The sequence below is a fragment of the Streptomyces sp. NPDC054813 genome, assembly GCF_053611365.1.
The window spans coordinates 136,633-158,183 of the sequence record NZ_JBSHAF010000022.1 but is presented as its reverse complement, the minus strand read 5'-3'; the positions used below and the strand labels follow the sequence as shown (position 1 = coordinate 158,183).

The 21,551-nt window shown below is 71.4% G+C and carries 16 protein-coding genes; 12 read left to right on the top strand and 4 right to left on the bottom strand.

What is annotated here, in order from left to right; all coding sequences use genetic code 11:
* Positions 1–68: 68 nt before the first annotated feature.
* A complete protein-coding gene (locus tag ACWGJB_RS35930; RefSeq protein ID WP_453384231.1) occupies positions 69–1,679 on the bottom strand; it encodes an acyl-CoA synthetase in 1,611 nt (536 codons plus the stop codon).
* A gap of 187 nt (positions 1,680–1,866) precedes the next feature.
* Here ACWGJB_RS35930 and ACWGJB_RS35925 point away from each other — a divergent pair, with 187 nt between their 5' ends.
* From ACWGJB_RS35925 to ACWGJB_RS35885, 9 genes are all read left to right on the top strand, one after another.
* Positions 1,867–2,667 (top strand): crotonase/enoyl-CoA hydratase family protein, encoded by an 801-nt coding sequence (locus tag ACWGJB_RS35925; RefSeq protein ID WP_453384230.1) that lies wholly within the window; start codon positions 1,867–1,869, stop codon positions 2,665–2,667.
* A gap of 139 nt (positions 2,668–2,806) precedes the next feature.
* On the top strand, positions 2,807–3,748 hold the full coding sequence (locus ACWGJB_RS35920) for a Zn-ribbon domain-containing OB-fold protein (protein ID WP_453384229.1): 942 nt from the start codon (positions 2,807–2,809) through the stop codon (positions 3,746–3,748).
* 187 nt (positions 3,749–3,935) lie between these two features.
* The gene (locus ACWGJB_RS35915) at positions 3,936–5,015 is read left to right on the top strand and encodes a thiolase domain-containing protein (protein WP_453384228.1); all 1,080 of its coding nucleotides are present in this window, start codon (positions 3,936–3,938) and stop codon (positions 5,013–5,015) included.
* The gene (locus tag ACWGJB_RS35910; protein WP_453384227.1) at positions 5,012–6,178 is read left to right on the top strand and encodes a thiolase domain-containing protein; all 1,167 of its coding nucleotides are present in this window, start codon (positions 5,012–5,014) and stop codon (positions 6,176–6,178) included. Before ACWGJB_RS35915 ends, ACWGJB_RS35910 begins: the two co-directional genes overlap by 4 nt.
* Positions 6,179–6,261: 83 nt before the next feature.
* Entirely contained in the window at positions 6,262–6,504 is a 243-nt protein-coding gene (locus ACWGJB_RS35905; protein ID WP_450766598.1) for a DUF397 domain-containing protein, read from the top strand.
* A 150-nt stretch (positions 6,505–6,654) separates the two neighbouring features.
* Positions 6,655–7,560: a universal stress protein gene (locus tag ACWGJB_RS35900; protein WP_453384226.1), complete on the top strand. Its 906-nt coding sequence runs from the start codon at positions 6,655–6,657 to the stop codon at positions 7,558–7,560.
* A 138-nt stretch (positions 7,561–7,698) separates the two neighbouring features.
* Positions 7,699–10,362 (top strand): ATP-binding protein, encoded by a 2,664-nt coding sequence (locus ACWGJB_RS35895; RefSeq protein ID WP_453384225.1) that lies wholly within the window; start codon positions 7,699–7,701, stop codon positions 10,360–10,362.
* 212 nt (positions 10,363–10,574) lie between these two features.
* Positions 10,575–11,297, top strand: coding sequence for a hypothetical protein (locus ACWGJB_RS35890; RefSeq protein ID WP_453384224.1), 723 nt, complete (start codon positions 10,575–10,577; stop codon positions 11,295–11,297).
* 57 nt (positions 11,298–11,354) lie between these two features.
* On the top strand, positions 11,355–11,852 hold the full coding sequence (locus ACWGJB_RS35885) for a hypothetical protein (RefSeq protein WP_453384223.1): 498 nt from the start codon (positions 11,355–11,357) through the stop codon (positions 11,850–11,852).
* Positions 11,853–11,858: 6 nt separating this feature from the next.
* Here the strand turns inward: ACWGJB_RS35885 and ACWGJB_RS35880 are convergent, their stop codons facing one another.
* Entirely contained in the window at positions 11,859–13,844 is a 1,986-nt protein-coding gene (locus ACWGJB_RS35880) for an N-acetylmuramoyl-L-alanine amidase (protein ID WP_453384222.1), read from the bottom strand.
* Between the two features lie 255 nt (positions 13,845–14,099).
* Positions 14,100–15,239 carry an aminoglycoside phosphotransferase family protein gene (locus tag ACWGJB_RS35875; RefSeq protein WP_453384221.1) on the bottom strand — a complete coding sequence of 380 codons (1,140 nt, stop codon included), beginning with the start codon at positions 15,237–15,239 and terminating at the stop codon, positions 14,100–14,102.
* 266 nt (positions 15,240–15,505) lie between these two features.
* On the opposite strand from ACWGJB_RS35875, the gene ACWGJB_RS35870 reads away from it, so the two are divergent.
* Entirely contained in the window at positions 15,506–17,005 is a 1,500-nt protein-coding gene (locus ACWGJB_RS35870) for a DNA-binding protein NsdB (RefSeq protein ID WP_453384220.1), read from the top strand.
* Between the two features lie 53 nt (positions 17,006–17,058).
* Here the strand turns inward: ACWGJB_RS35870 and ACWGJB_RS35865 are convergent, their stop codons facing one another.
* On the bottom strand, positions 17,059–18,477 hold the full coding sequence (locus ACWGJB_RS35865) for a PP2C family protein-serine/threonine phosphatase (protein WP_453384219.1): 1,419 nt from the start codon (positions 18,475–18,477) through the stop codon (positions 17,059–17,061).
* A 348-nt stretch (positions 18,478–18,825) separates the two neighbouring features.
* On the opposite strand from ACWGJB_RS35865, the gene ACWGJB_RS35860 reads away from it, so the two are divergent.
* The gene (locus tag ACWGJB_RS35860) at positions 18,826–19,239 is read left to right on the top strand and encodes an SsgA family sporulation/cell division regulator (protein ID WP_351707504.1); all 414 of its coding nucleotides are present in this window, start codon (positions 18,826–18,828) and stop codon (positions 19,237–19,239) included.
* A 139-nt stretch (positions 19,240–19,378) separates the two neighbouring features.
* Positions 19,379–21,406, top strand: a complete 2,028-nt coding sequence (locus tag ACWGJB_RS35855) for a phosphocholine-specific phospholipase C (RefSeq protein ID WP_453384218.1) — start codon at positions 19,379–19,381, stop codon at positions 21,404–21,406.
* Positions 21,407–21,551: the final 145 nt, after the last annotated feature.

Genomic DNA, 21,551 nt, shown 5'->3' with positions numbered 1-21,551 from the left:
CCATGTCGAATCGTGCGCACAGAGTACGGCCCCCGGGCCGCCCCGCCGCGGTGGCACACCCGCACGTCCTACCGGTCGGCGGCCACCGCCACCTCCCGCGCCCACCGGTAGTCCGCCTTGCCACTCGGTGACCGCTGGATGGACTCGGCGATCACCAGCTGGCGGGGGATCTTGTATCCGGCCAGCTGGGTACGGCAGTGGGTCTGGATGTCCGTGAGAGAGGGCTGATCGGCGCCCTCGCGCAGTTGCACCACGGCCGCCACATGGTTGCCCCACTGGGCGTCCGGCACCCCGGCCACCAGCGCGTCGTAGACGTCCGGATGGGACTTCAGCGCCTGCTCGACCTCCTCCGGGTACACCTTCTCGCCCCCGGTGTTGATGCACTGCGAGCCCCGGCCGAGCACCGTGACGACGCCGTCCTCGTCGACCGTGCCCATGTCGCCGAGGAGCACCCAGCGCCGGCCGTCCTTCTCGAAGAAGGTCTCGGCCGTTTTCCGCGGGTCGTTGTAGTAGCCGAGCGGGACATGGCCGCACTGTGCGACCCGGCCGATCTGGCCCGCCGCGACCGGCTCATGGGTGGCCGGATCGACCACCTGTGTACGGGAGTTGACGCGGACGCGGAACCGGCTGCCGGCCCCGGAGTCGTTGGTCGCGGTGCCGTTGAAGCCGGACTCGGAGGACCCGAAGTTGTTCAGCAGCATGCAGTTCGGGACGAGTTCGCTGAACTGCCGGCGCACGGTCTCGGAGAGGATCGCGCCGGAGGAGGAGACGCTGAACATGGAGGAGCAGTCGGTGCCCTTCAACGGCCCTTTCAGGGCGTCGATCAGCGGGCGCAGCATCGCGTCGCCGACCAGCGACATGCTGGATACCTTCTCCTTCTCCACGGTCCGCAGCACCTCCTCGGGCACGAACTTGCGGTGGATCACCACCCGTTGCCCGAAGTTGAAGCCGATGAAGGTGGTGAGTGTCGACGTGCCGTGCATCAGTGGGGGAGTGGGGAAGAAGGTGATCCCCGCGCCGCCCGCCGCGACCCGCTCCGCCAGCTCCTCCGGGCGCTTCACCGGCTCGCCGGTCGGCGCGCCACCGCCCAACCCCGCAAAGAACAGGTCTTCCTGACGCCACATCACACCCTTGGGCATCCCGGTGGTGCCGCCGGTGTAGATGATGAACTGGTCGTCCGCCGAACGCGCCGGGAATCCCCGTTCGGGCGACCCCGCCGCCTCGGCCTCCGCGAAGGACAGGGCCTTCGGGCCCGATTCCGCCTCGCCCACCCGCACCAGGTGCCGCAGCTTCGGCGCCCGCGGCAGCGCCGCCGCCACCCGGTCGTCGAACTCCGCGTCGAAGACCAGCGCGACCAGGTCGGCGTCCTGGTAGAGGTAGGCCAATTCCTCTTCGACGTAGCGGTAGTTGACGTTGACCGGCACAACCCGGGCTTTGAGGCAGCCGAGCACCGTCTGGAGGTACTCGACCCCGTTGTAGAGGTGCAGCCCGAGATGCTCGCCCGGGCGGATCCCGCTGTCGACCAGATGGTGGCCGATGCGGTTGGCGGCCGCGTCCAGCTCCGCGTAGGTCAGCCGGCGCTCCGCACCCGTGCCGGGGTGGTCGAGGTACACGAGCGCCTCGCGGTCCGCGGCCACGTCGACGACCGACTCGAACAGATCGGCAAGGTTGTACTCCACCGCTCCTCCTGACCCCGGCAAACCATGGCGAAGAAAGGCGCACTTGTCGGTTCGCCGGTCATCAGAGCAAAGGGCGCGGCAAGTGGGAAGGGTTCGCGCGAAGAAATCTGACTGTCTGTCAGAAAACCCTTGAAGTGACTCCCGCCCTACTGCAACCTGTTCTCGTTCCGGCAGAGGGGAGAGGTCCATGGGTGGGACGGAACACCTCACCGTACGGCGCGAGGGCGCCACACTGGTGCTCACGCTCAACAGGCCCGAGGCCAAGAACGCGCTCTCGATCTCCATGCTCGTCGGCCTGTACGACGGCTGGATCGAGGCCGACGAGGACGACGAGGTCCGCTCGATCGTGCTCACCGGAGCCGGCGGCGCCTTCTGCGCCGGGATGGACCTCAAGGCGCTGGCCGGACAGGGCATGGCGGGCGAGCACCTCCGCGACCGGCTGAAAGCGGACCCGGACCTGCACTGGAAGGCCATGCTCCGCCACCATCGCCCGCGCAAACCGGTGATCGCCGCCGTCGAGGGCTACTGCGTCGCGGGCGGCACCGAGATCCTGCAGGGCACCGACATCAGGGTCGCGGGCGAGTCCGCGACCTTCGGCCTGTTCGAGGTGAGACGCGGGCTCTTCCCGATCGGCGGCTCCACGGTCCGGCTGCAACGCCAGATCCCGCGCACCCATGCCCTGGAGATGCTGCTCACCGGACGGCCGTACACCGCCCGCGAGGCCGCCGGCATCGGGCTCGTCGGCCATGTCGTCCCGGACGGCGGCGCGCTCGACAAGGCCCTGGAGATCGCCGAACAGATCAACGCGTGCGGGCCGCTGGCGGTCGAGGCGGTCAAGGCGTCGGTGTACGAGACGGCGGAGATGACGGAGACCGACGGGCTCGCCTCCGAGCTGAAGCGGGGCTGGCCGATATTCGATACGGCGGACGCGAAGGAAGGCGCGCGTGCGTTCGCGGACAAGCGGGCGCCCGATTACAAGCGTGCGTAGAGCCGCGTCGGCCTGGGGCGGTCCGGAAGCTGCGGGCCGTATGTCGCTGGTCGCGCCCACGCGGCGGAGCCGCACATGTCGCAGCCCCGCGCCCCCCAAGGGGCGCTAGTCACCGACCTTCTCAAAGGAGGCAGCCCGGATGCCTGAAGTCCTCAAAGCGCCCCTCGTCGTCGAGTTCCCCTTCACCCGTTCCCTCGGCCCGGTCCAGAGTGCGTTCCTCACCGGCCTGCGGGAACGTGTCGTCCTCGGTGTGCAGACCGGGGACGGCCGCATCCTCGTCCCACCTGTCGAGTACGACCCGGTCACCGCCGAGGAGATCCGCGACCTGGTCGAGGTCGCCCCCACCGGCACCGTCACCACCTGGGCCTGGAACCACGAGCCCCGCCGCGGCCAGCCCCTGGACACCCCCTTCGCCTGGGTCCTGGTCCGCCTCGACGGCGCCGACACCGCCCTGCTGCACGCCCTCGACGCCCCCGGCCCCGAGGCCGTCCGCACCGGCATGCGGGTCCGGATCCGCTGGGCCGAGGAGCGGTCGGGTGCCATCACCGACATCGCCTGCTTCGAACCGTACGACGGTGAGGCGGCCGAACCGACCGGACACAGCGGTGAGTTCGAGGACGCCGTGCACGGCATCGTCGCCCATGCCCGCCTCGACTACACCTACTCGCCCGGCCGCGCCCAGTCCGCCTACATCGACGCCCTGTCCACCCGGCGGACCTACGGCGAGCGCTGCCCCTCCTGCCGCAAGGTGTACGTCCCGCCGAGGGGTGCGTGCCCCACCTGTGGGGTGGCCACAGTGGAACAGGTCGAAGTGGGTCCCCAGGGCACGGTCACCACGTTCTGCATCGTCAACATCAAGGCGAAGAACCTCGACATCGAGGTGCCGTACGTCTACGGGCACATCGCCCTCGACGGCGCCGGCCTCGCCCTGCACGGCCGGATCGGCGGCATCCCCTACGACCAGGTGCGGATGGGCCTCAGGGTCGAACCGGTGTGGACCGAGGGGGCCCGCTTCCCCGACCACTACCGGCCCACCGGCGAACCCGACGCGGACTACGACACCTACAAGGAGCTGCTTTGAATCCTCCCCCGCCTGACGGCCGGGGATTCCTGGCTCACGCTGCTCAAGCGCTCAGCGAGCGACCAAGTCTTCCGCGATCAGCACCAGCCGGGTTGAAACCAGCCCGGGCATATGAAGTTTTGAAGGGAGTTGCTATGCGGGCTTGGTTCTCGCTCCGCGTCCGACGACTCTACCAGTGGGAGTGCCGGTGATACGCGAGATCGCGGTCGTCGCCTACGCGCAGACCGACCACCGGCGCACCAGCGAGGAGCTCTCCGAGGTCGAGATGCTCATGCCGGTGCTGCACGACGTCCTCCAGCAGACCGGGCTGCGCACCGCCGACATCGGCTTCACCTGCTCCGGCTCCAGCGACTACCTGGCCGGCCGTGCCTTCTCCTTCACCCTCGCCCTGGACGGCGTCGGCGCCTGGCCGCCGATCTCCGAGTCGCACGTCGAGATGGACGGCGCCTGGGCGCTGTACGAGGCGTGGACCAAGCTGCTCACCGGGGACGCGGACACCGCCCTCGTCTACTCGTACGGCAAGTCCTCACCGGGCTCGGTCCGGGACGTGCTCACCCGCCAGCTCGACCCCTACTACCTGGCCCCCCTCTGGCCGGACTCCGTCGCCCTCGCCGCGCTCCAGGCGCAGGCCCTCATCGACGCGGGCGAGACCGACGAGCCGGCTCTGGCCGCCGTCGGCGCCCGCAGCAGGGCGGACGCGGAGGCCAACTCCCATGCCCAGCTGCGGGGTTCGGTGCCGCAGGGCGACTACCTCGTTCGGCCGCTGCGCGCCGGCGACTGCCCGCCCATCGGCGACGGGGCGGCCGCGGTGATCCTCGCGGCCGGGGAGCGGGCCCGCGAGCTGTGCTCCCGGCCAGCCTGGATCCGGGGCATCGACCACCGTATCGAGGCGCACGGCCTGGGCGTCCGCGACCTGACCGACGCACCGTCCGCCCGGCTCGCCGCCGAGCGGGCCGGCGCCTTCGAACGGCCCGTCGACACCGCCGAGCTGCACGCGCCGTTCAGCTCGCAGGAGGTCGTGCTCCGCAAGGCGCTGCGGCTCGGCGACGACGTGCGGGTCAACCCGTCCGGCGGCGCCCTCGCCGCCAACCCGATCATGGCCGCCGGGCTGATCCGCATCGGCGAGGCCGCCGCCCGCATCCACCGCGGCGACTCCGACCGCGCCCTCGCCCACGCCACCTCCGGGCCCTGTCTGCAGCAGAACCTGGTCGCCGTACTCGAAGGGGACCCACTGGAGAGCCCCTCTCAGGAAGGGGATCCGCGATGAGCAAGGAGCCCGTGGCCGTCGTAGGGGTCGGCCAGACCAAGCATGTGGCGGCCCGGCGGGACGTGTCGATCGCCGGGCTGGTCCGGGAGGCCGCACGACGTGCCCTCGACGACGCCGAGTTGGACTGGGCCGACATCGATGCCGTTGTCATCGGAAAGGCCCCCGACTTCTTCGAGGGCGTGATGATGCCCGAGCTGTACCTGGCCGACGCGCTCGGGGCGGTCGGCAAACCCATGTTGCGGGTCCACACGGCGGGGTCCGTCGGCGGCTCCACGGCACTCGTCGCGGCCAACCTCGTCGCCGCCCGTGTCCACTCCACCGTGCTGACCCTCGCCTTCGAAAAGCAGTCCGAGTCCAACGCCATGTGGGGACTGTCCCTGCCGATCCCCTTCCAGCAGCCGCTGCTGGCGGGCGCGGGTGGTTTCTTCGCCCCCCATGTGCGGGCCTACATGCGGCGCAGCGGCGCCCCCGACACCGTCGGCTCGCTGGTCGCCTACAAGGACCGCCGCAACGCCCTCAAGAACCCCTACGCCCACCTCCACGAGCACGACATCACCCTGGAGAAGGTCCAGTCGTCCCCCATGTTGTGGGACCCCATTCGCTACTCGGAGACCTGCCCGTCCTCCGACGGCGCCTGTGCCATGGTCCTCACCGACCGGGCGGGGGCCGCGCGCTCGCCGAAACCGCCCGCCTGGATGCTGGGCGGCGCCATGCGCAGCGAACCCACCCTGTTCGCGGGCAAGGACGCCGTCTCGCCGCAGGCGGGCAAGGACTGCGCGGCCGACGTCTACCGCCAGGCCGGGATCGCGGACCCGCGCCGGGACATCGACGCCGTCGAGATGTATGTGCCGTTCTCCTGGTACGAGCCCATGTGGCTGGAGAACCTCGGCTTCGCCGCGGAGGGCGAAGGCTGGAAACTCACCGAATCGGGTGTCACCGAACTCGACGGGGACCTCCCCGTCAACATGTCGGGCGGAGTGCTCTCCACCAATCCGATCGGCGCCTCCGGCATGATCCGCTTCGCCGAGGCCGCCCTCCAGGTCCGCGGCCTGGCCGGAGAACACCAGGTGGACGGCGCCCGCAGGGTGCTCGGGCACGCCTACGGCGGCGGCTCCCAGTTCTTCTCCATGTGGCTGGTCGGCGCCGCGGCCCCCGACTCCTGAAAGGACCCCCTCACGTGGCCTGTTGAGTGCCGGGACCGAAAGCTAGGCTGGCCGCGGACGACGAATTCGGGAGGAGCACGGACGTGGCCGAGAGCACCATCCAGCAGCAGTCGGTACTGGGCTGGGACAAGCCGGAGCTGGACCTCAGCGAGGCTGAGTGGCAGTCCAGCAGCCGTGGCCTGGGGGATGTCCAGATCGCCTTTGTCGAGGGATTCATCGCGATGCGCAACAGCGGCCGTCCGCAGAGCGCTTCCCTCATCTTCACCCCCGCCGAATGGGGCGCCTTCGTGTCGGGGGCCCGGGAGGGCGAGTTCGACCTGACCTGAGCACCGCCCCCCGGTTCCGCGGCAGAGAGGTGAACCGGGGGGTGTTCCGCAAGGATTTCCGGACACGTGACCAGCAGCGCCCTTCCGGGGCCGCCGCCTGAGACAGGCTGGCCCCGGACAGGGAAGGTCGTATTCCGGAGGTGAGCAACGATGAGCACTGCGCCGGTCATCGCCGCGGTGGACGGTTCGGACGACAGCCTGCGCGCCCTGGACTGGGCCCTCGACGCGGCCCGGCGACGGGACGCGCCGCTGCGGGTGGTGCATGTCCGCCAGTACGCCGCCTGGGGACAGCCGGACGTCATGGTCGCCGGAGAGAGCGACGCGGCCGGCGACCCCGTCCTCGACGAGGTCCGTGACCGGCTGGCCGCCGGCAGCGGGGGACCGGCCGTCGAGTACGTCGCCATGGAGGGCGCCCCGTCCGCCTTGCTGCCCGAACTGGGCTCCGACGCCCAGCTGTTGGTGCTCGGCTCCCGGGGCCGCGGCGGCTTCGCCAGCCTGATCCTCGGCTCCAACGGCATGGCCGCCGCCCGCGACGCCGGATGCCCGGTGGTCGTCGTACCCCGGCCGGGGCGCGAGGTCCCCGACGAGTTCCCCGCGCGGCCGGGGCCCCGGGTCGTGGTCGGCGTGGACGTGGACAGCCCCGACGACGCCACCCTCGCCTTCGCCTTCGCGGAGGCCGCGTGGCGCGGTGCCCGGCTCCAGGTGGTCGCCGCCTACCCGTGGCCGGTCCAGTTCTGGGCCACCGCCGGGGAAGTCGCCCCGCCGGCCCTCGACCAGGACGAGATCGAGCAGGAGACCCGCACTCTCGCCGAGGGCTTCCTCGCCCCGCACCTCAAGGAGCACCCGAAGGTACCCGCCGAGGCCCTCGCGCTGCCCGGCGACGCGGCCGGCGCCCTGGTCGCCGCCTCCAAGGACGCCGAACTGGTCGTCGTGGGGCGCCATCGCCGGCGCCTGCTGGCCCCGACCCGCATGGTGGGCTCGGTCACCCAGGCGGTCCTGCTGCACGCGGCGAGCCCGATCGCAGTGATCCCGCCGCCATCGTCCGAAGAGTCCTGAAGTGTCCTGTCAAGCCCCTTGGGTCAGTAACCGTCAGTAGGGAGCGGATCACGCTCTACGGGCGTACGCTGAGCTGCCTGCAAGCCACGGTGCGCGCCCGCTCCCCGCGCTCGCGCATCACCGTGGCAGGGGGTGGTCATGGGACAGCGGGTCCTTCGGAACCGACGGACGCTCTACGAACGTGAGAGCGAACTCGCCACCGTCGGGGAGGCGTTGGCGGAACTCACCGGCCTGAGCACGAACGGAGCGGCGCCGGCCGACCGGCCGCTCGGCGCGCTGCTCGCCTTCGCCGGCCGTGCCGGCATCGGCAAGACCACGCTCCTCGCCGAGGTCCGCCGCCGCGCCGCCGCCCAGGGCTGCACCGTGCTCTCCGCCCGCGGCGGCGACCAGGAACAACGCGTCGCCTTCCATGTCGCCCGCCAGCTCCTGCAGCCCCGCCTCGCCGGCGCACCGGAGGCCGAACTCCGTGCCTCACTGGGCAGTTGGTACGACATCGTCGGCCCCGCCCTGGGCCTGTGCGCCCCCACCGAGGGCGCCCCGCCGGACCAGCAGGGCCTGCGCGACGGCCTCGACTGGGTGCTCACCCACCTCGTGGTGCGTCAGGCGCCGATGGTCCTCGTCCTCGACGACGCGCACTGGGCCGACCCCGAATCCCTCGGCTGGCTCGCCGCGTTCGCACCCCGGGCCGAGCAACTCCCGCTGCTCGTCGTCGTCGCCTACCGGCCCGACGAACTCCCCGACCACGCCGAGTCGTTGCGCGGACTGCCCAGTCGGGCCGGCGGCCGCCCGCACGACCTGGAACCGCTCAGCGCCGACGCCGTCGCCGGCCTGGTCCGCGAGAGCCTCGGCGCGCACGCCGACGACACCTTCTGCCACGAGTGCTGGGCCGTCACCGCCGGCAACCCCTTCGAGACCGTCGAACTGACCGCCAAGGTCCACGACCGCGGCCTCGACCCCACCGAGGCCGGCGCCCCCCTGCTGCGCGACCTCGCCGCCGCCGTCAAGGGCAGCGGCCTGATCGCCCGGCTGGAACGCCTCGGCCCCTCCACTGTCCGGTTCGCCTGGGCCTGCGCCGTGCTCGGCACCGAGATCCATCCCGCGCTCGCCGCCGCCGTCGCCGGCCTCGGCCACGAGGAGGCCGCGGACGCCGCCGACGCCCTGCGCGGCGTCCGTGTCCTCACCGGCGCCGAGACCCTGGAGTTCGTCCACCCGCTGATCGCCACCGCCGTCTACCGGGCCATCCCGCCCGGCGTCCGGGTCGCCCTGCACGGCCAGGCCGCCTGGTGCGTCACCGACGACGGTCAGGCCGCCGCCACCGCCGCCCGCCACCTGCTGGAAACCCACCCCGAGGGCGACACCTGGGTCGTCCAGCGGCTGCGCGCCGCCGCCGGCGAGACCCTGCGGGCCGGCGCCCCCGACGCCGCCTGCCGCTACCTCGCCCGCGCCCTGCGCGAACCCCCGCCCGCCAAGGACCGCGCCGCCGTCCTCTACGAACTCGGCAGCGCCTCCCTGCTCACCGAACCCGCCACCACCGTCAACCACCTGCGCGCGGCCCTCGCGGAACCCATCGCCGAGCCCGAGCTGCGCCAGAACATCGTCTACCGCCTCTCCCAGGTGCTCGCCCACAGCGACCGGCTCGCCGAGGCCTCCGAGACCCTGGCCCGGGAGATCCGGGTGACCGGCGACGCCCGGGTCCGGCTGCGGATGCTCTCCGAACAGTTCATGTGGGACGCCTTCCGCGCCGACGAACCCGACCACCCCTCCCGCTCCCGCCGGCTGGCCCGGCTCGCCGACCGGCTCCAGGGCCGCGACCTCACCGAGCGGTACATCATCGGCCTGCGCACCTGGGACGCGGTCCAGCGCGGCGAACCCGCGCAGGTCGCGCTCCACCACGCCGAGCGCGCCCTCGCCGGCGGCCTCGGCTGGGCCGAGTCGGACCGCGGTTTCGAGGTGCCCGTGCTGGTCGCCCTCGCCTTCATGTACGCCGACCGGCCCGACCGCACCGAGGAACTCTTCGCCACCGGCACCGCCGACTTCGAACGCCAGGGCTGGCGGGGCGCACACCTCTCCTTCGCGTACACCCTCCACGGTTATGTCCGCTACCGGCGCGGCCGCCTCGCCGAGGCCGAGGACCTGGTCCGCTCCGGGCTGCGCATCGCCGAACGCGTCGGTCCCGGCACCCCCGTCTATTGGTACGCAGTCGGCACCCTCGTGCAGACCCTGCTCGCCCGCGGCCGCACCGACGAGGCCACGCAGGTCGCCGAGGACCACTCCTTCCACGAGCCGTTCCCGGCCGCGGTGGTCTTCCCCGACGCCCAGACGGTCTACGGCGAACTGCTCCTCGCGCGTGGCCTCACCCAGGACGCGGTGGCCGAGCTCTCGGCCGCCGGCCGACGCCTCGAACCACGCGGTATCCGCAACCCCGCGTGGTGCCCCTGGCAGCTCCACCTGGCCCGCGCCGAGAGCCACGACGCACCCGACCGTGCGCTGGCCACGGCCCTGGAAGCGGTCGGCCGCGCCCGCCAGTTCGGCGCCCCGTCGGCGATCGGCCAGGCCCTGCGCACGGCGGCGGAGGTCACGACGGGCCCGGCCCGCCTGACCTACCTGAAAGAGGCGGTGACCCACCTGGAACGCTCCCCGGCAGCCTACGAACTGGCGTGCGCGCTGGTGGCCCTGGGCACAGAGCTCCACGACCCCACCCACCTCCGCCGGGGCCTGGAGACGGCCGAGCAGTGCGGGGCGGACGGCCTGGCGGACGAGGCGCGAGCCCAACTGGCGGCGGCAGAGACGGCGACTTTGTAGCAGCCGTCGGCGACGACGTACCCAGAGGTGCGGGGCCGCCTCCGATACATCGCGGGCTTGGTCTGTCCCGAGTCTCGTGGTGAGGTCGTCCGCCGGCCACGGACGGCACGGGATGCGGGACGGTGCGTTTCGTTGGAACGTTGTCGTGTTCGAGGGTGCCGCCCCGCATGCCTGGAGCGCGATGGTGTCCGCCCACGGGTTGAGGAGAAGGAATGAGCGGCCTGCTCTCGGAGATTCTCGAGGCCCACGGCGGCGTGCAGCGGTGGGAGCGGCTGACGACCGCGACGGCCACCATCGTCAGCGACGGCGAACTCTTCGCGTCCAAGGGCCTGCCTCAGGACCTCCAGCCGCGCCGAATGACCATCGGCCTGCACGAGGAACGCGCGTCGGTGAGCCCCTTCGGCTCCCCCGAACAGCACACCGACTTCACGCCCGGCCGGGTGGCGATCATGCGGAGTGACGGCACGGTCGTCGCCGAGCGTCTCGACCCGCGCAAGTCGTTCTCGGGGCACGTCCTGGACACCCCCTGGGATCCGCTGGACCGTGCCTACTTCAACGGCTACGCGCTGTGGACGTACCTGACCACACCGTTCTTCATGATCATGGACGGCATGGCCGTGGAGGAAAAGGAACCATGGACCGAATCGCCGACCGAGGCCTGGCGCCGTCTGCGGGTCACCTTCCCGGACGCCGTCGCAAGCCACAGCACGGTCCAGGACTTCTACTTCGGGGACGACCTTCTCCTCCGACGGCACGACTACCACGTGGACATCGCCGGCGGCTTCGCGGCCGCCCAGTACGTCACCGACTTCGAGGAGGGGGACGGCATCAGGTTCCCGACCAGGCGTCGCGCGTATCTGCGCGGGCCCGACGGACGTCCCGACCACGATCACGTCATGGTGAGCATCGACCTGAGCGACGTGCACTTCTCCTGACGTTCCCGAGGAGGCGCGGCGGTGGGGAAAGCGCCGCGGCCCCGTACCATGGACCGCATGTCGTTCCTCCGTCGCCGCAGCGCCACTCCCGCCGGCCCCGACTTCGACGTACTGGCCATGGACCCGGGCGACTGGCCCGGCAACCTCGGCGCCGGGCTGCTGCCCGCCCCCGACGGCACCTGCCAGGGCGTCTTCCTGCGCTACGACCTCTTTGGCGGCCGCGGCCCCGCGATGATCATCGGCAACCTCCCCGAGGGCTCCCCGGCCCGCGAGGTCACGGAGGACGAGGTCCCCTTCGAGGTGGGCCAGCTCCTGCTCGCGCTGGAGAACGACGAGGACGTCACCGTCGTCGGCACCGAGGACATGCCGGTGCTGCAGGGTGACAACCTGCTGATCGTGCGCCGCCTCAAGCTCTCCGAGAGCCGGATCTCCTGCGTCCAGTTCGACCGCAGCGACGGCGTCCTCGTGACCATCGCCGCCTGGGACCGCCCGATCACGGACGACCTGTACGCCCTGCTGAAACCGCTCCCGGCGGAGCTGTTCCAGCAGGGCTGACGACGGTTACCGCCGCCCCCACCGGCTGGCGGGCGCCACCGTCACGTCGGCGGCGCGGACGAACTCGACTCGGTGGCCGTACTGGATCTCGTAGTACAGGTCCTTGCCGACCACGACCCGGTGCGAGGCGGTGTCGAAGGTGACCGCGTAGTAGTACTCGCCGGGCACCGCGTCACCGACCACGTACTCCTGGCCCGCCGGGATGGTGTACGGCAGCGCCGACACCGCCTGCGCGGGTACCCCGGAGGGGTAGGCGGCCGCCTCCGGATAGGCACGGCCGTACACCGGGATGCTGGTCAGGCCAGCCTTGGGCGTCACCACCAGCCCCGCCGCGGTCACCGCCGTCGGCGCCTTCGCGGGGTTCTTGAACCAGGCCTTCTGCCCCAGGTACCAGATCGCCGTCCAGTCACCCCAGGTGTCCGCCACCGCGTACTGCTGGCCGGTGGAGACCCGCGAGGAGAGATCGTTCACGTCGGCCGTCGGCGTCCTGCCGAGGCCGATGTCCTTGATCAGGGCCGAGCTCTCGTCGTGGTCGGAGTACAGCCGTACCTCACTGGAACCGTGCGCGGCGCACGGCTGGCCGCTGGTGACACAACCGGTGTACGTCGGCTGGTTCGTGGCGTAGTCCGGCAGGATCGTCACCAGACCGCCCTTCTTGCCCGCCGTGCGCTTGAAGGGGTGCTCCAGCAGCTCGAAGTAGTGCCGCCAGTCCCAGTACGGGCCGGGGTCGGTGTGCATCCCGGGGATCGTGGAGGTGGTCGGCCCCGGCACGTTGTCGTGGCCGAGGATGTGCTGCCGGTCCAGCGGGATGCCGTACTTGGTGGTCAGGTACTTCACCAGCCGGGCCGACGACCGGTACATCGCCTCCGTGTACCAGGCGTCCGGCGCGGCGAGGAAGCCCTCGTGCTCGATGCCGATCGACTTGGCGTTGATGTACCAGTTGCCCGCGTGCCAGGCCACGTCCTTCGCCTTGACGTGCTGGGCGATCAGACCGTCGGTCGAGCGGATGGTGTAGTTCCAGGACACATAGGTCGGGTCCTGGACCAGGTTGATGGTCCCGTCCCAGGCGCCTTCCGTGTCATGGATGACGATGTACTTGATGCTCTGCGAGGCCGGCCGGTCGCCAAGGTCGTGGTTGCCGTAGTCGTTGTCCCCGAATTCTTCGTAGGGCGCCGGGATCCATTCGCACGACACCGTTGTCGGGCATTCCGTGTCGTCCGCCGCCACGGTGCGCAGCCCGGTCAGCTTCAGCTGCGCGCTGTCGGCCTTCAGCTCCGGCCGGGCGGCGAGGGCGACGAGCTGTCCCTCGTCGGTGGTGCGTTCCTCGCCCGTGTGGAGGACATCGAACACGTCGTTCGCGTACGCCGCCGCGGTCGCCGAGTCGTCGGCGCCGGAGAAGCGGGCGATCGCGCCGTACCAGTCGGCCGGGTCGGCGCTGAGCGGCTGGTGCAGGGAGTGCTGGGCGGACGCGAGCAGGGCGGCGCCGCCGGCCACGTTCGCCGCCGGGTCGGTGCGCAGCTCCGCCGCCGGGATGCCGGTCAGCCCGGCGGCCCGGACCAGGGTTCTGAGGCGGGCCGGGAGCGCGGAGTTCGCCGGTACCTTGACGCCGGGGTGCAAGGCCGGGCGGGCGCTGTCGCCGCGGGCGTCCTCGGTGCCGTCGGCGAAGTGCTCGGTGGTGGTGGCCAGCGCGGTGCGCGCGTCGGTGAGGTGCATCGGGCCGTAGCCGCCCGTCACACTCGGCGCGCCGCCGTGGGTGTCCCAGCGGGACTGGAGATAGGAGACGGCCAGCAGAACGCTCTGCGGCACGTGGTACTCGGCGGCAGCGGACGCGAACGCACGCTGGAGCAGTCCGGCGGACGACGAGGTCTCGCCGGGCGGCGGAGCGGCACCCAGCAACGGCAACAGCAGCGCCGCGGAACCGACGGCAGCGGCCGCCCTCCGCATATGTCTGCCGCCACGAGTGGGTGCTGGCTCGGTGACGGATCCTCGCAATGCGGCCTCCTGGGGCGATCGAGCGCGGCGGGGCGTGCGGGGCTGAGCGTGGCTCAGTGGTACCGGCTTGCCGACGATCCGTCAATCATGCCCAGAGGAGGGAGAATTCCCATGTCATACGATGATCGTGGGAGTTTCGCGCCGGAGGCTCCCGGCCTGCGCGGCGTCAGTGGCGTACACCTGTGAACGGTACGGCCATCCGAGAAATCCGCGGCGCGCAGCTGCCCTGAGCGCACCGCGGATTTCTCGTCCCCGTCAGCGAGTGCCGACCGCCGCGCGCACGGCCCGGCGGGCCAGCTGGCAGTCGTCGTGCAGCCGCCGGAGCAGCAGCCGCTGTTCCTCGCCGGTCGGCGCGGCACCCGGATGGGCCGTACCCTGTGCCGCCGGGGTCGCGTCGTGCATCGAACGCTGCACGGCGGTCTCGTAGGTCCGGATCTCCCGGGTGAGGACCAGCATCAGGTTCACCAGGAAGGCGTCCCGCGACGCGGGCCCCGCCGACTGGGCGATCTGGCTGATCTGACGACGCGCCACCGGAGCGTCCCCGAGCACCGACCAGAGCGTCGCCAGGTCGTACCCCGGCAGGTACCAGCCCGCGTGCTCCCAGTCCACCAGCACCGGACCGGCCGGCGACAGCAGGATGTTCGACAGCAGGGCGTCGCCGTGGCAGAACTGGCCCATCCCCTGCCGGCCCGCCGCGACCGCGATGCCGTGCAGCAGCTTCTGCAGGTCACCCATGTCCCGGTCGGTGAGCAGACCCAGCTCGTGGTACCGGGAGATACGGGCCGCGTAGTCCACCGGGGCGTCGAAGGTACCGGCCGGGGGCCGCCAGGCGTTCAGCCGGCAGATCGCGCCCAGGGCGGCCCGGATGTCCGCCCGGGGCGGAGCCTCCGCCGGGTGACGCTGTACCGCCGCCACCCGACCGGGCATCCGCTCGATCACCAGCGTGCAGTTGTCCGGGTCCGCCGCGATCAGCCGCGGAACCCGGATCGGAGGCCGCTGCCGGACGAACGAGCGGTATGCAGCTATTTCGTGGCGGATCCGCTCCGCCCAGGCGGGGGAGTGGTCCAGTAGACACTTGGCTACGGCCGTGCTGCGCCCTGTCGTCCCGACGAGGATCACGGACCGCCCGGAGCGCCGCAGCACCTGCACCGGAGCGAACTCCGGGCAGATCCGGTGCACCGACGCAATGGCGGTGCGCAGCTGTGCGCCCTGGGGGCCGGACAGGTCGAGTCTCCCGCTGAGCGGTTGGGTGCCTGGCCCCGCGGCGCGCCGTTGCCGGCCCACGACCGGTACGGCGGCCCCTGTACGCGCGGGGTCGAGATAGGGTCCGCTGCCCGCCGGGCGGGGGCGCAGCGTCCGGGGCGGGGCGGACACGGAGGACGATGCTGCGTACATGGGCGATACAGATCCCTTCGTGTACCTGCGGTGCCTGCCTGAGAAGTCCTGCGAGAGGTCCTCGGCGCCCACCCGGCCCGGCCGCCCGGGCACACCCTGGGGAGTGTGCCCGTCGAGTGGTGACCGGGTCGGGGTGGCGCGTTCCTACCTGACACCCGTTGCCCAGTGGCACACCATCTGGCGCACCCTGGCGAACCGTGGCGAATAGTCGCCCGGCAATCGTCACGGGGCTACTGTCAACTCAGCCGAGAACCTGGGGGCTTGACGTGAGCGGACAATCCAACACCCGTCTCTCGGACCTGTTCGGCCTGGCCGGCTGGTCCAAGGGCGAACTCGCGAGGCTGGTCAACCGGCAGGCGGCGGCGATGGGCCACCCCCAGCTGGCGACCGACACCTCCCGGGTGCGGCGGTGGATCGACACGGGAGAGATCCCGCGCGATCCGGTGCCGCGGGTGCTGGCGGCCCTGTTCACCGAGCGTCTCGGCCGTGTCGTGACCATCGAGGACCTCGGTCTGGTACGGCACGGGCGTACGGGAAAACGGCCGGACGACGGGAACGTGGAACATCCCGACGGCATGCCGTGGGCGCCCGAACGAACCGCCGCGGTCCTCACCGAATTCACGGGAATGGACCTCATGCTCAACCGACGCGGCTTGGTGGGCGCGGGTGCCGCGCTCACCGCGGGATCCGTACTCAGCAGCGCCATGTACGACTGGCTGCACACCGACCCCACCCTGAAGGCCGACGCCCCCGTCCTCGACGACCCTCTGCACGCCGACCCCGCTGGGTTCGACCGCTACGAGGCCGCCCCCATCGGATCCGAGGAGATCGAGGAACTGGAGCGCTCCGTCGAGGTGTTCCGTGCCTGGGACGCGGCCCGCGGCGGCGGGCTGCAGCGCAAGGCCGTGGTGGGACAGCTCAACGAAGTGGGCGGCATGCTCGCCTACCGTCACCCCGACCATCTCCAGCGACGCCTGTGGGGCGTCGCCGCCAACCTCGCCGTGCTCGCGGGCTGGATGTCGCACGACATCGGCCTGGAGCCCACGGCCCAGAAGTACTTCGTCATCGCCGCCCACGCGGCCCGTGAGGGCGGTGACCGGCCGCGTGCCGGGGAGGCGCTCTCCAGGGCGGCTCGCCAGATGGTGCACATCGGCCGGCCCGACGAGGCGCTCGACCTGATGAAACTCGCCCAGTCCGGCTCGGGCCACGAGGTGCTGCCGCGCACCCAGGCGATGTTCCACACCATCGAGGCGTGGGCGCAGGCGTCGATGGGCAAGGGCCAGGCGATGCGCCGTACCCTCGGTCAGGCGGAGAGCCTCTTCGTCTCGGACCGCAGCGATGTGCCGCCGCCGAGCTGGATGCAGATGTTCAACGAGGCGGATCTGTACGGCATGCAGGCCCTGGCCTACCGCACGCTGGCCGACCATGACCCGAGCGCGGCCGTGCACGCCCGGCACTATGCGGACAAGGCCCTGACTCTGAGGGCCGACAGCATGCAGGAGCGGTCGAAGATCTTCGACTTCCTCTCCATGGCCTCCGCCTGCTTCATCGCGGACGACCCCGAACAGGCGGGCCACTACGCGCGGTTGGCCCTGGTGTCGATGGGATCGAACTCCTCCCACCGCACCTGGGACCGGCTGCGCCAGATGTACCGGCTCACCGCCGAATACTCCAGCTATCCGAGGATCCAGGACCTGCGCGAGGAGATCAAGCTCGCCCTGCCCAAGGCCAGGAACAGGGGGACGAACAACAGCGCACAGGCATAGGGGGCCTGTGCGCATCCAGGCGCACCGGTCGATCCGGGTGGCGGCAGCCGCCCTTATTCACTCACCTTGGCGATGAGCACGCAGGCCTCGTCCTCGCGCTCGGTCTCGCCGAACTCCTCGAGCACGGCCCTGACACAGTCCTGGGCGGTGGGTGCCGCCCCGAACCGCGGGGACAGGCCGAGGAGACGGTCCAGGGAGTCCGCCGCGCTGTGCCCGGGCAACAGTCCGTCGGTGTGCAGCAGGAGCAGATCGCCCGGTTCCAGGGTCACTTCGGCCTGCCCGTAACCGGCTCCCGAGGTGGCGCCGAGCAGTACGCCGTCCGGCGCGCTCAGCACGCACCCCGTCCCGTCGCGGAACAGCAGCGGGGCGGGGTGCCCTGCCTGGGCCCAGGTCAGGGTGCGGGTCGTGGGGCGGTAGCGGCAGCAGACGGCGCTGCCGAGCGCGGGTTGCACGGTCGCGTCGAGCAACTGGTTCAGCAGGGACATGAGGTCCCCCGGCTGGGCGCCGGCCATCGCCATGCCGCGTACGGCGCCCAGCAGCATCGCCATGCCCGAGGCGACGGCGACACCGTGCCCGGTGAGGTCGCCGACGCTGAGCAGGGTGTCGCCGTCGGGCAGGTCCAGCGCGTCGTACCAGTCGCCGCCGAGCAGGGCGCTGGCCCCGGACGGCAGATGGCGGGCGGCGGCGTCGAGGGTGCCCGGGCCCCCGCGTGGCAGCCGCAGCGCACTGCGCCCCGGCGGCAGCACGGCTTGCTGCAGTTCGGCCGCGAGCCGCTGCTCGGTCCGGTCCTGCCGGTGCTGATGACGCATCGAGTCACAGGTCTCGCGCACCGTACGCTGGCTGCGCCGCAGTTCGCTGACGTCCCGCAGCACGGCCCACATCGAGGCGGTGCTGCCGTCGCCGCCGAGCACGGGCTCGCCCATCATGTGCACGGTCCGAACGTTCCCGTCGGGCCGCAGGACGCGGAACTCTCCGTCGATGGGCTTGGCGTCGACGAGGCAGTCGGTGACCATCGCGGTCAGTCCGGGCCGGTCCTCGTCCAGGACCATGGCGGGCAGTTCGTCGAGGGTGAGCGCGGGCGCGGCCGGGTCGCGGCCGAGGATCTGGTAGAGCTCGCCGGACCAACTGGCCTCGTCCGTCAGGAGGTTCCACTCCGCGCTGCCGACCCGGCTGAGCAGCGAACCGTGCGGGATGTCGGCCGGCGCCGACCGCTGCACAGGCCCGGGCGGCAGCGCCGCGGGGCCGTCCCGCAACTGCGCCAGGTGCTCGTCCAGATCGTTGAGCTGATGCAGGGCCAGGTCGTACAGCGCTCGCTGCCAGCGGTCCCGGGGGTCCGAACCGTCGCTCCGGGTGTCCCGTCGTACGGCGTCCACGTCACCCTTGAGCCGCCGCGTCTGCGATATCAACGCCTCGACCGAGCCGCGCCCGGGCGGCTGGGCGGCGGGGCGGTCCGCGGAGACATGGGACGGCATGACGCACTCCGATGCGGGGACGGTACGGCCAGGACGGGCGGGGGACCGGTTACGACTGTTGCACAGCCTGCGACGCCCCGTAAGGGATTTGGCAACACCCGATACGGTGGTGCTTCTGGCATATGCCAGAGTCTTCACGGGCTGGTGGACCGCTATGAAAGACGTACGCGGCCGGGTGGGGCAAGTCGTAGGCGGACTACGCGACTTGACTTACTTTCAAGGGTCCTCATGTCGCGCTCGGGCGACTGTTCGACGTGCCTGTGTTCACAGTCTCGGGGTCTCGGCCAACCGCGGCAACTCTGTCCGGATTTCGCGTCATGCGAGGGGCACCTATGGAGTCCTACAGGCATGGACATCACTTTCGAGCAACCCGCCCGCGCCCGGCTGATCACCGCCGAGGACCAGGAGGTCCCGGTGCCCGCCACGCTCCGGTACACCTCCGGTGATCCGCTGGCCGTGTTCGTCGACTTCCCCGCCGAGGTCACCCTCGGCGGCGAGGAGGTCACCTGGACCTTCGCGCGCTCGCTGCTGGACCAGGGTCTCGATGTCCCCGCCGGGCGCGGGGACGTGCACATCTGGCCCTGCGGCCGGGGCCGTACGGCCGTGGAGTTCCACTCGCCGCACGGGCTCGCCCTGCTCCAGTTCGACACCCAGGCGCTCGTCCGCTTCCTGCAGCGCACCCACGAGGTGGTGGCGCCGGGGGAGGAGGACGTCGAGGCGGTCGTGGAGCGGGGTCTGAGCACGCTGTTCGGCGGTGTGTGAGAGGGATCCGGCGCTACCGACGCGTACTTTGACTTCTGTTCACTCCGCCTCACCGCTCCGGTCCGGACCCTGATGAATGCCCCGTGCACCCTTGCGCACGGTGTGTCACAGGGGCACACCGGTGACGAGGACGGGGCGAATGACACCGATCAGCCGAAGAGGCTTTGTGGGGTTGGGCGCTTCCGTGGCGGCGGGCATGGCGGTGGGCGCCGCCGGCCCACGGACGGCGGCCGCGGCCCGGACCACGGCGACCGGCACGATCTCGGACGTACGGCACGTGGTCGTCCTGATGCAGGAGAACCGCAGCTTCGACCACTACTTCGGGCGCCTCAAGGGTGTCCGCGGCTTCGCGGACCGCAGCGGCATCACCCTGAGCGGCGGCTACCCGGTCTTCAACCAGCCCAACGGCTCGGGCCGCCAGTATCCCTGGAAGCTGAGCGCGACCCCCGACGCCGGCGGTCAGGACGGTGAGACCCTGGCCCAGTGCAACGGCGACCTGCCGCACTCCTGGTCCTCCCAGCACTCCGCCTGGAACAAGGGCCGCCTCGACAACTGGGTCGCGGGAGTAGGCAACGTACGGTCCCTCGGCTATCTGGACCGCTCCGACATCCCCTTCCACTACGCGCTCGCCGACAACTACACGATCTGCGACGCCTACTTCTGCTCCACCCTCAGCGCCACCGGCCCCAACCGCACCTACCTGTGGAGCGGCAAGGTCGACCCGGCCAGCTATGACGGCGGTGACGAGTCCGGCCTGACCTGGCAGAACTACGCCGAGGCGCTGCAGAACGCCGGAGTGACCTGGAAGGTCTACCAGAACGCCCAGGACAACTACGGGGACAACGGCTGCGCCTACTTCAAGAACTTCGCCGGCGCCAAGGCGGGCAACCCGCTGTACGACCGGGGCATGGCCTCGGTCCCGAAGGCGACGGGTTCCACCCCCGACGACATCGCCGCCGCCATCAGGGCCGACGTCGTCGCGGGCACCCTCCCGCAGGTCTCCTGGGTGGTCGCCAACCAGGCCTTCTCCGAACACCCCTACGCCCCGCCCGGCGACGGCGCCCACTTCGTCAATCTGGTCTACCAGGCCCTCGCCGCCGACGAGGACGTCTTCGACTCGACCGTCCTGTTCCTCAACTACGACGAGAACGACGGCTACTTCGACCACGTCCCGCCCCCGGCACCGCCCGCCGGCACGGCCGGTGAGTTCCTGAACGGCGTGCCGTACGGCTTCGGCTTCCGCGTCCCCATGATCGTCATCTCGCCCTGGACGCGCGGCGGATGGGTCTCCTCCGAAGTCTTCGAGCACACCTCCGTGCTGCGCTTCCTGGAGACCTGGACCGCGGCCCTCGGCAAGCCCGCGAGCTGCCCCAACATCAGCGCCTGGCGGCGCACCGTGAGCGGTGACCTGACCGGCGTCTTCGACTTCGCCAACCCGGTTCACGGCGCCGTCTCCCTGCCCCCGACCAACGTCATCGGCTACGCCACCTGCGGTCCGCTGCCCAACCCGGTGCCCACCACCAACGCCCTGCCCGCCCAGGAGTCCGGTACCCGCCCGGCCCGTGCGCTGCCCTACCAGCCCAACGGGTACCTGGACCACCTGGAGTTCGGGACGTCCGGCACCATCCGCGCCTGGTTCACCATGGCCAACCAGGGCGCCCCGGCCGCCCGGGCGGCGCACTTCTCCCTCCACCCGAACGCCTACCGGGACACCACGCCCTGGCAGTACACGGTGGCCGCGGGCGGCACCGCCTCCGACTACTTCGACATCGGCACGGGGTTCGGCGGCGGCAAGTACGACCTGAGCATGGTCGGCCCCAACCGCTTCCTGCGCCGCTTCCAGGGCGACGCCACCAAGGCCGGCAAGTCGGCCGAGGTGAGCACCCGTTACACCGTGGAGCCCGGCACCGGCAAGCTCGCCGTCTGGTTCAAGATGACCAACTCGGGCTCGGCGCCGGTAAAGTTCACCATCACTTCGAACAACTACCGCACCGACGGCCCCTGGAGCTATCAGGTCGCCGCCGGTGCCTCGGTCGAGGACTACTTCAACGCCGTCGCCTACCAGGGCGGTTGGTACGACTTCACGGTCACGGTGGACTCCGACGCGACCTGGTCGCGCCGCTTCACCGGCCACCTGGAGACCGGCTCCGCGAGCGTCAGCGGCTGACGTCCCTGGCGTACAGGTCCGGGCGCGGGGCGGGGGCGGCCGCCCCCCCGCCCCCCCCCCCCCCCGCCCCCCCCCCCCGCGCGGCCCCCCCGCGGGGACCGGTTTCGCCGCCAAAGCCACGGGCCGGGTACCGGGCCCGGGCGGG

Coding starts and splice junctions, on each gene's coding strand:
- ACWGJB_RS35925 (WP_453384230.1), top strand. CDS start 1,867: ATGGGTGGGACGGAACACCTCACCGTACGGCGCGAGGGCGCCACACTG.
- ACWGJB_RS35920 (WP_453384229.1), top strand. CDS start 2,807: ATGCCTGAAGTCCTCAAAGCGCCCCTCGTCGTCGAGTTCCCCTTCACC.
- ACWGJB_RS35910 (WP_453384227.1), top strand. CDS start 5,012: ATGAGCAAGGAGCCCGTGGCCGTCGTAGGGGTCGGCCAGACCAAGCAT.
- ACWGJB_RS35900 (WP_453384226.1), top strand. CDS start 6,655: ATGAGCACTGCGCCGGTCATCGCCGCGGTGGACGGTTCGGACGACAGC.
- ACWGJB_RS35895 (WP_453384225.1), top strand. CDS start 7,699: ATGGGACAGCGGGTCCTTCGGAACCGACGGACGCTCTACGAACGTGAG.
- ACWGJB_RS35890 (WP_453384224.1), top strand. CDS start 10,575: ATGAGCGGCCTGCTCTCGGAGATTCTCGAGGCCCACGGCGGCGTGCAG.
- ACWGJB_RS35885 (WP_453384223.1), top strand. CDS start 11,355: ATGTCGTTCCTCCGTCGCCGCAGCGCCACTCCCGCCGGCCCCGACTTC.
- ACWGJB_RS35875 (WP_453384221.1), bottom strand. CDS start 15,239: ATGTACGCAGCATCGTCCTCCGTGTCCGCCCCGCCCCGGACGCTGCGC.
- ACWGJB_RS35865 (WP_453384219.1), bottom strand. CDS start 18,477: ATGCCGTCCCATGTCTCCGCGGACCGCCCCGCCGCCCAGCCGCCCGGG.
- ACWGJB_RS35860 (WP_351707504.1), top strand. CDS start 18,826: ATGGACATCACTTTCGAGCAACCCGCCCGCGCCCGGCTGATCACCGCC.
- ACWGJB_RS35855 (WP_453384218.1), top strand. CDS start 19,379: ATGACACCGATCAGCCGAAGAGGCTTTGTGGGGTTGGGCGCTTCCGTG.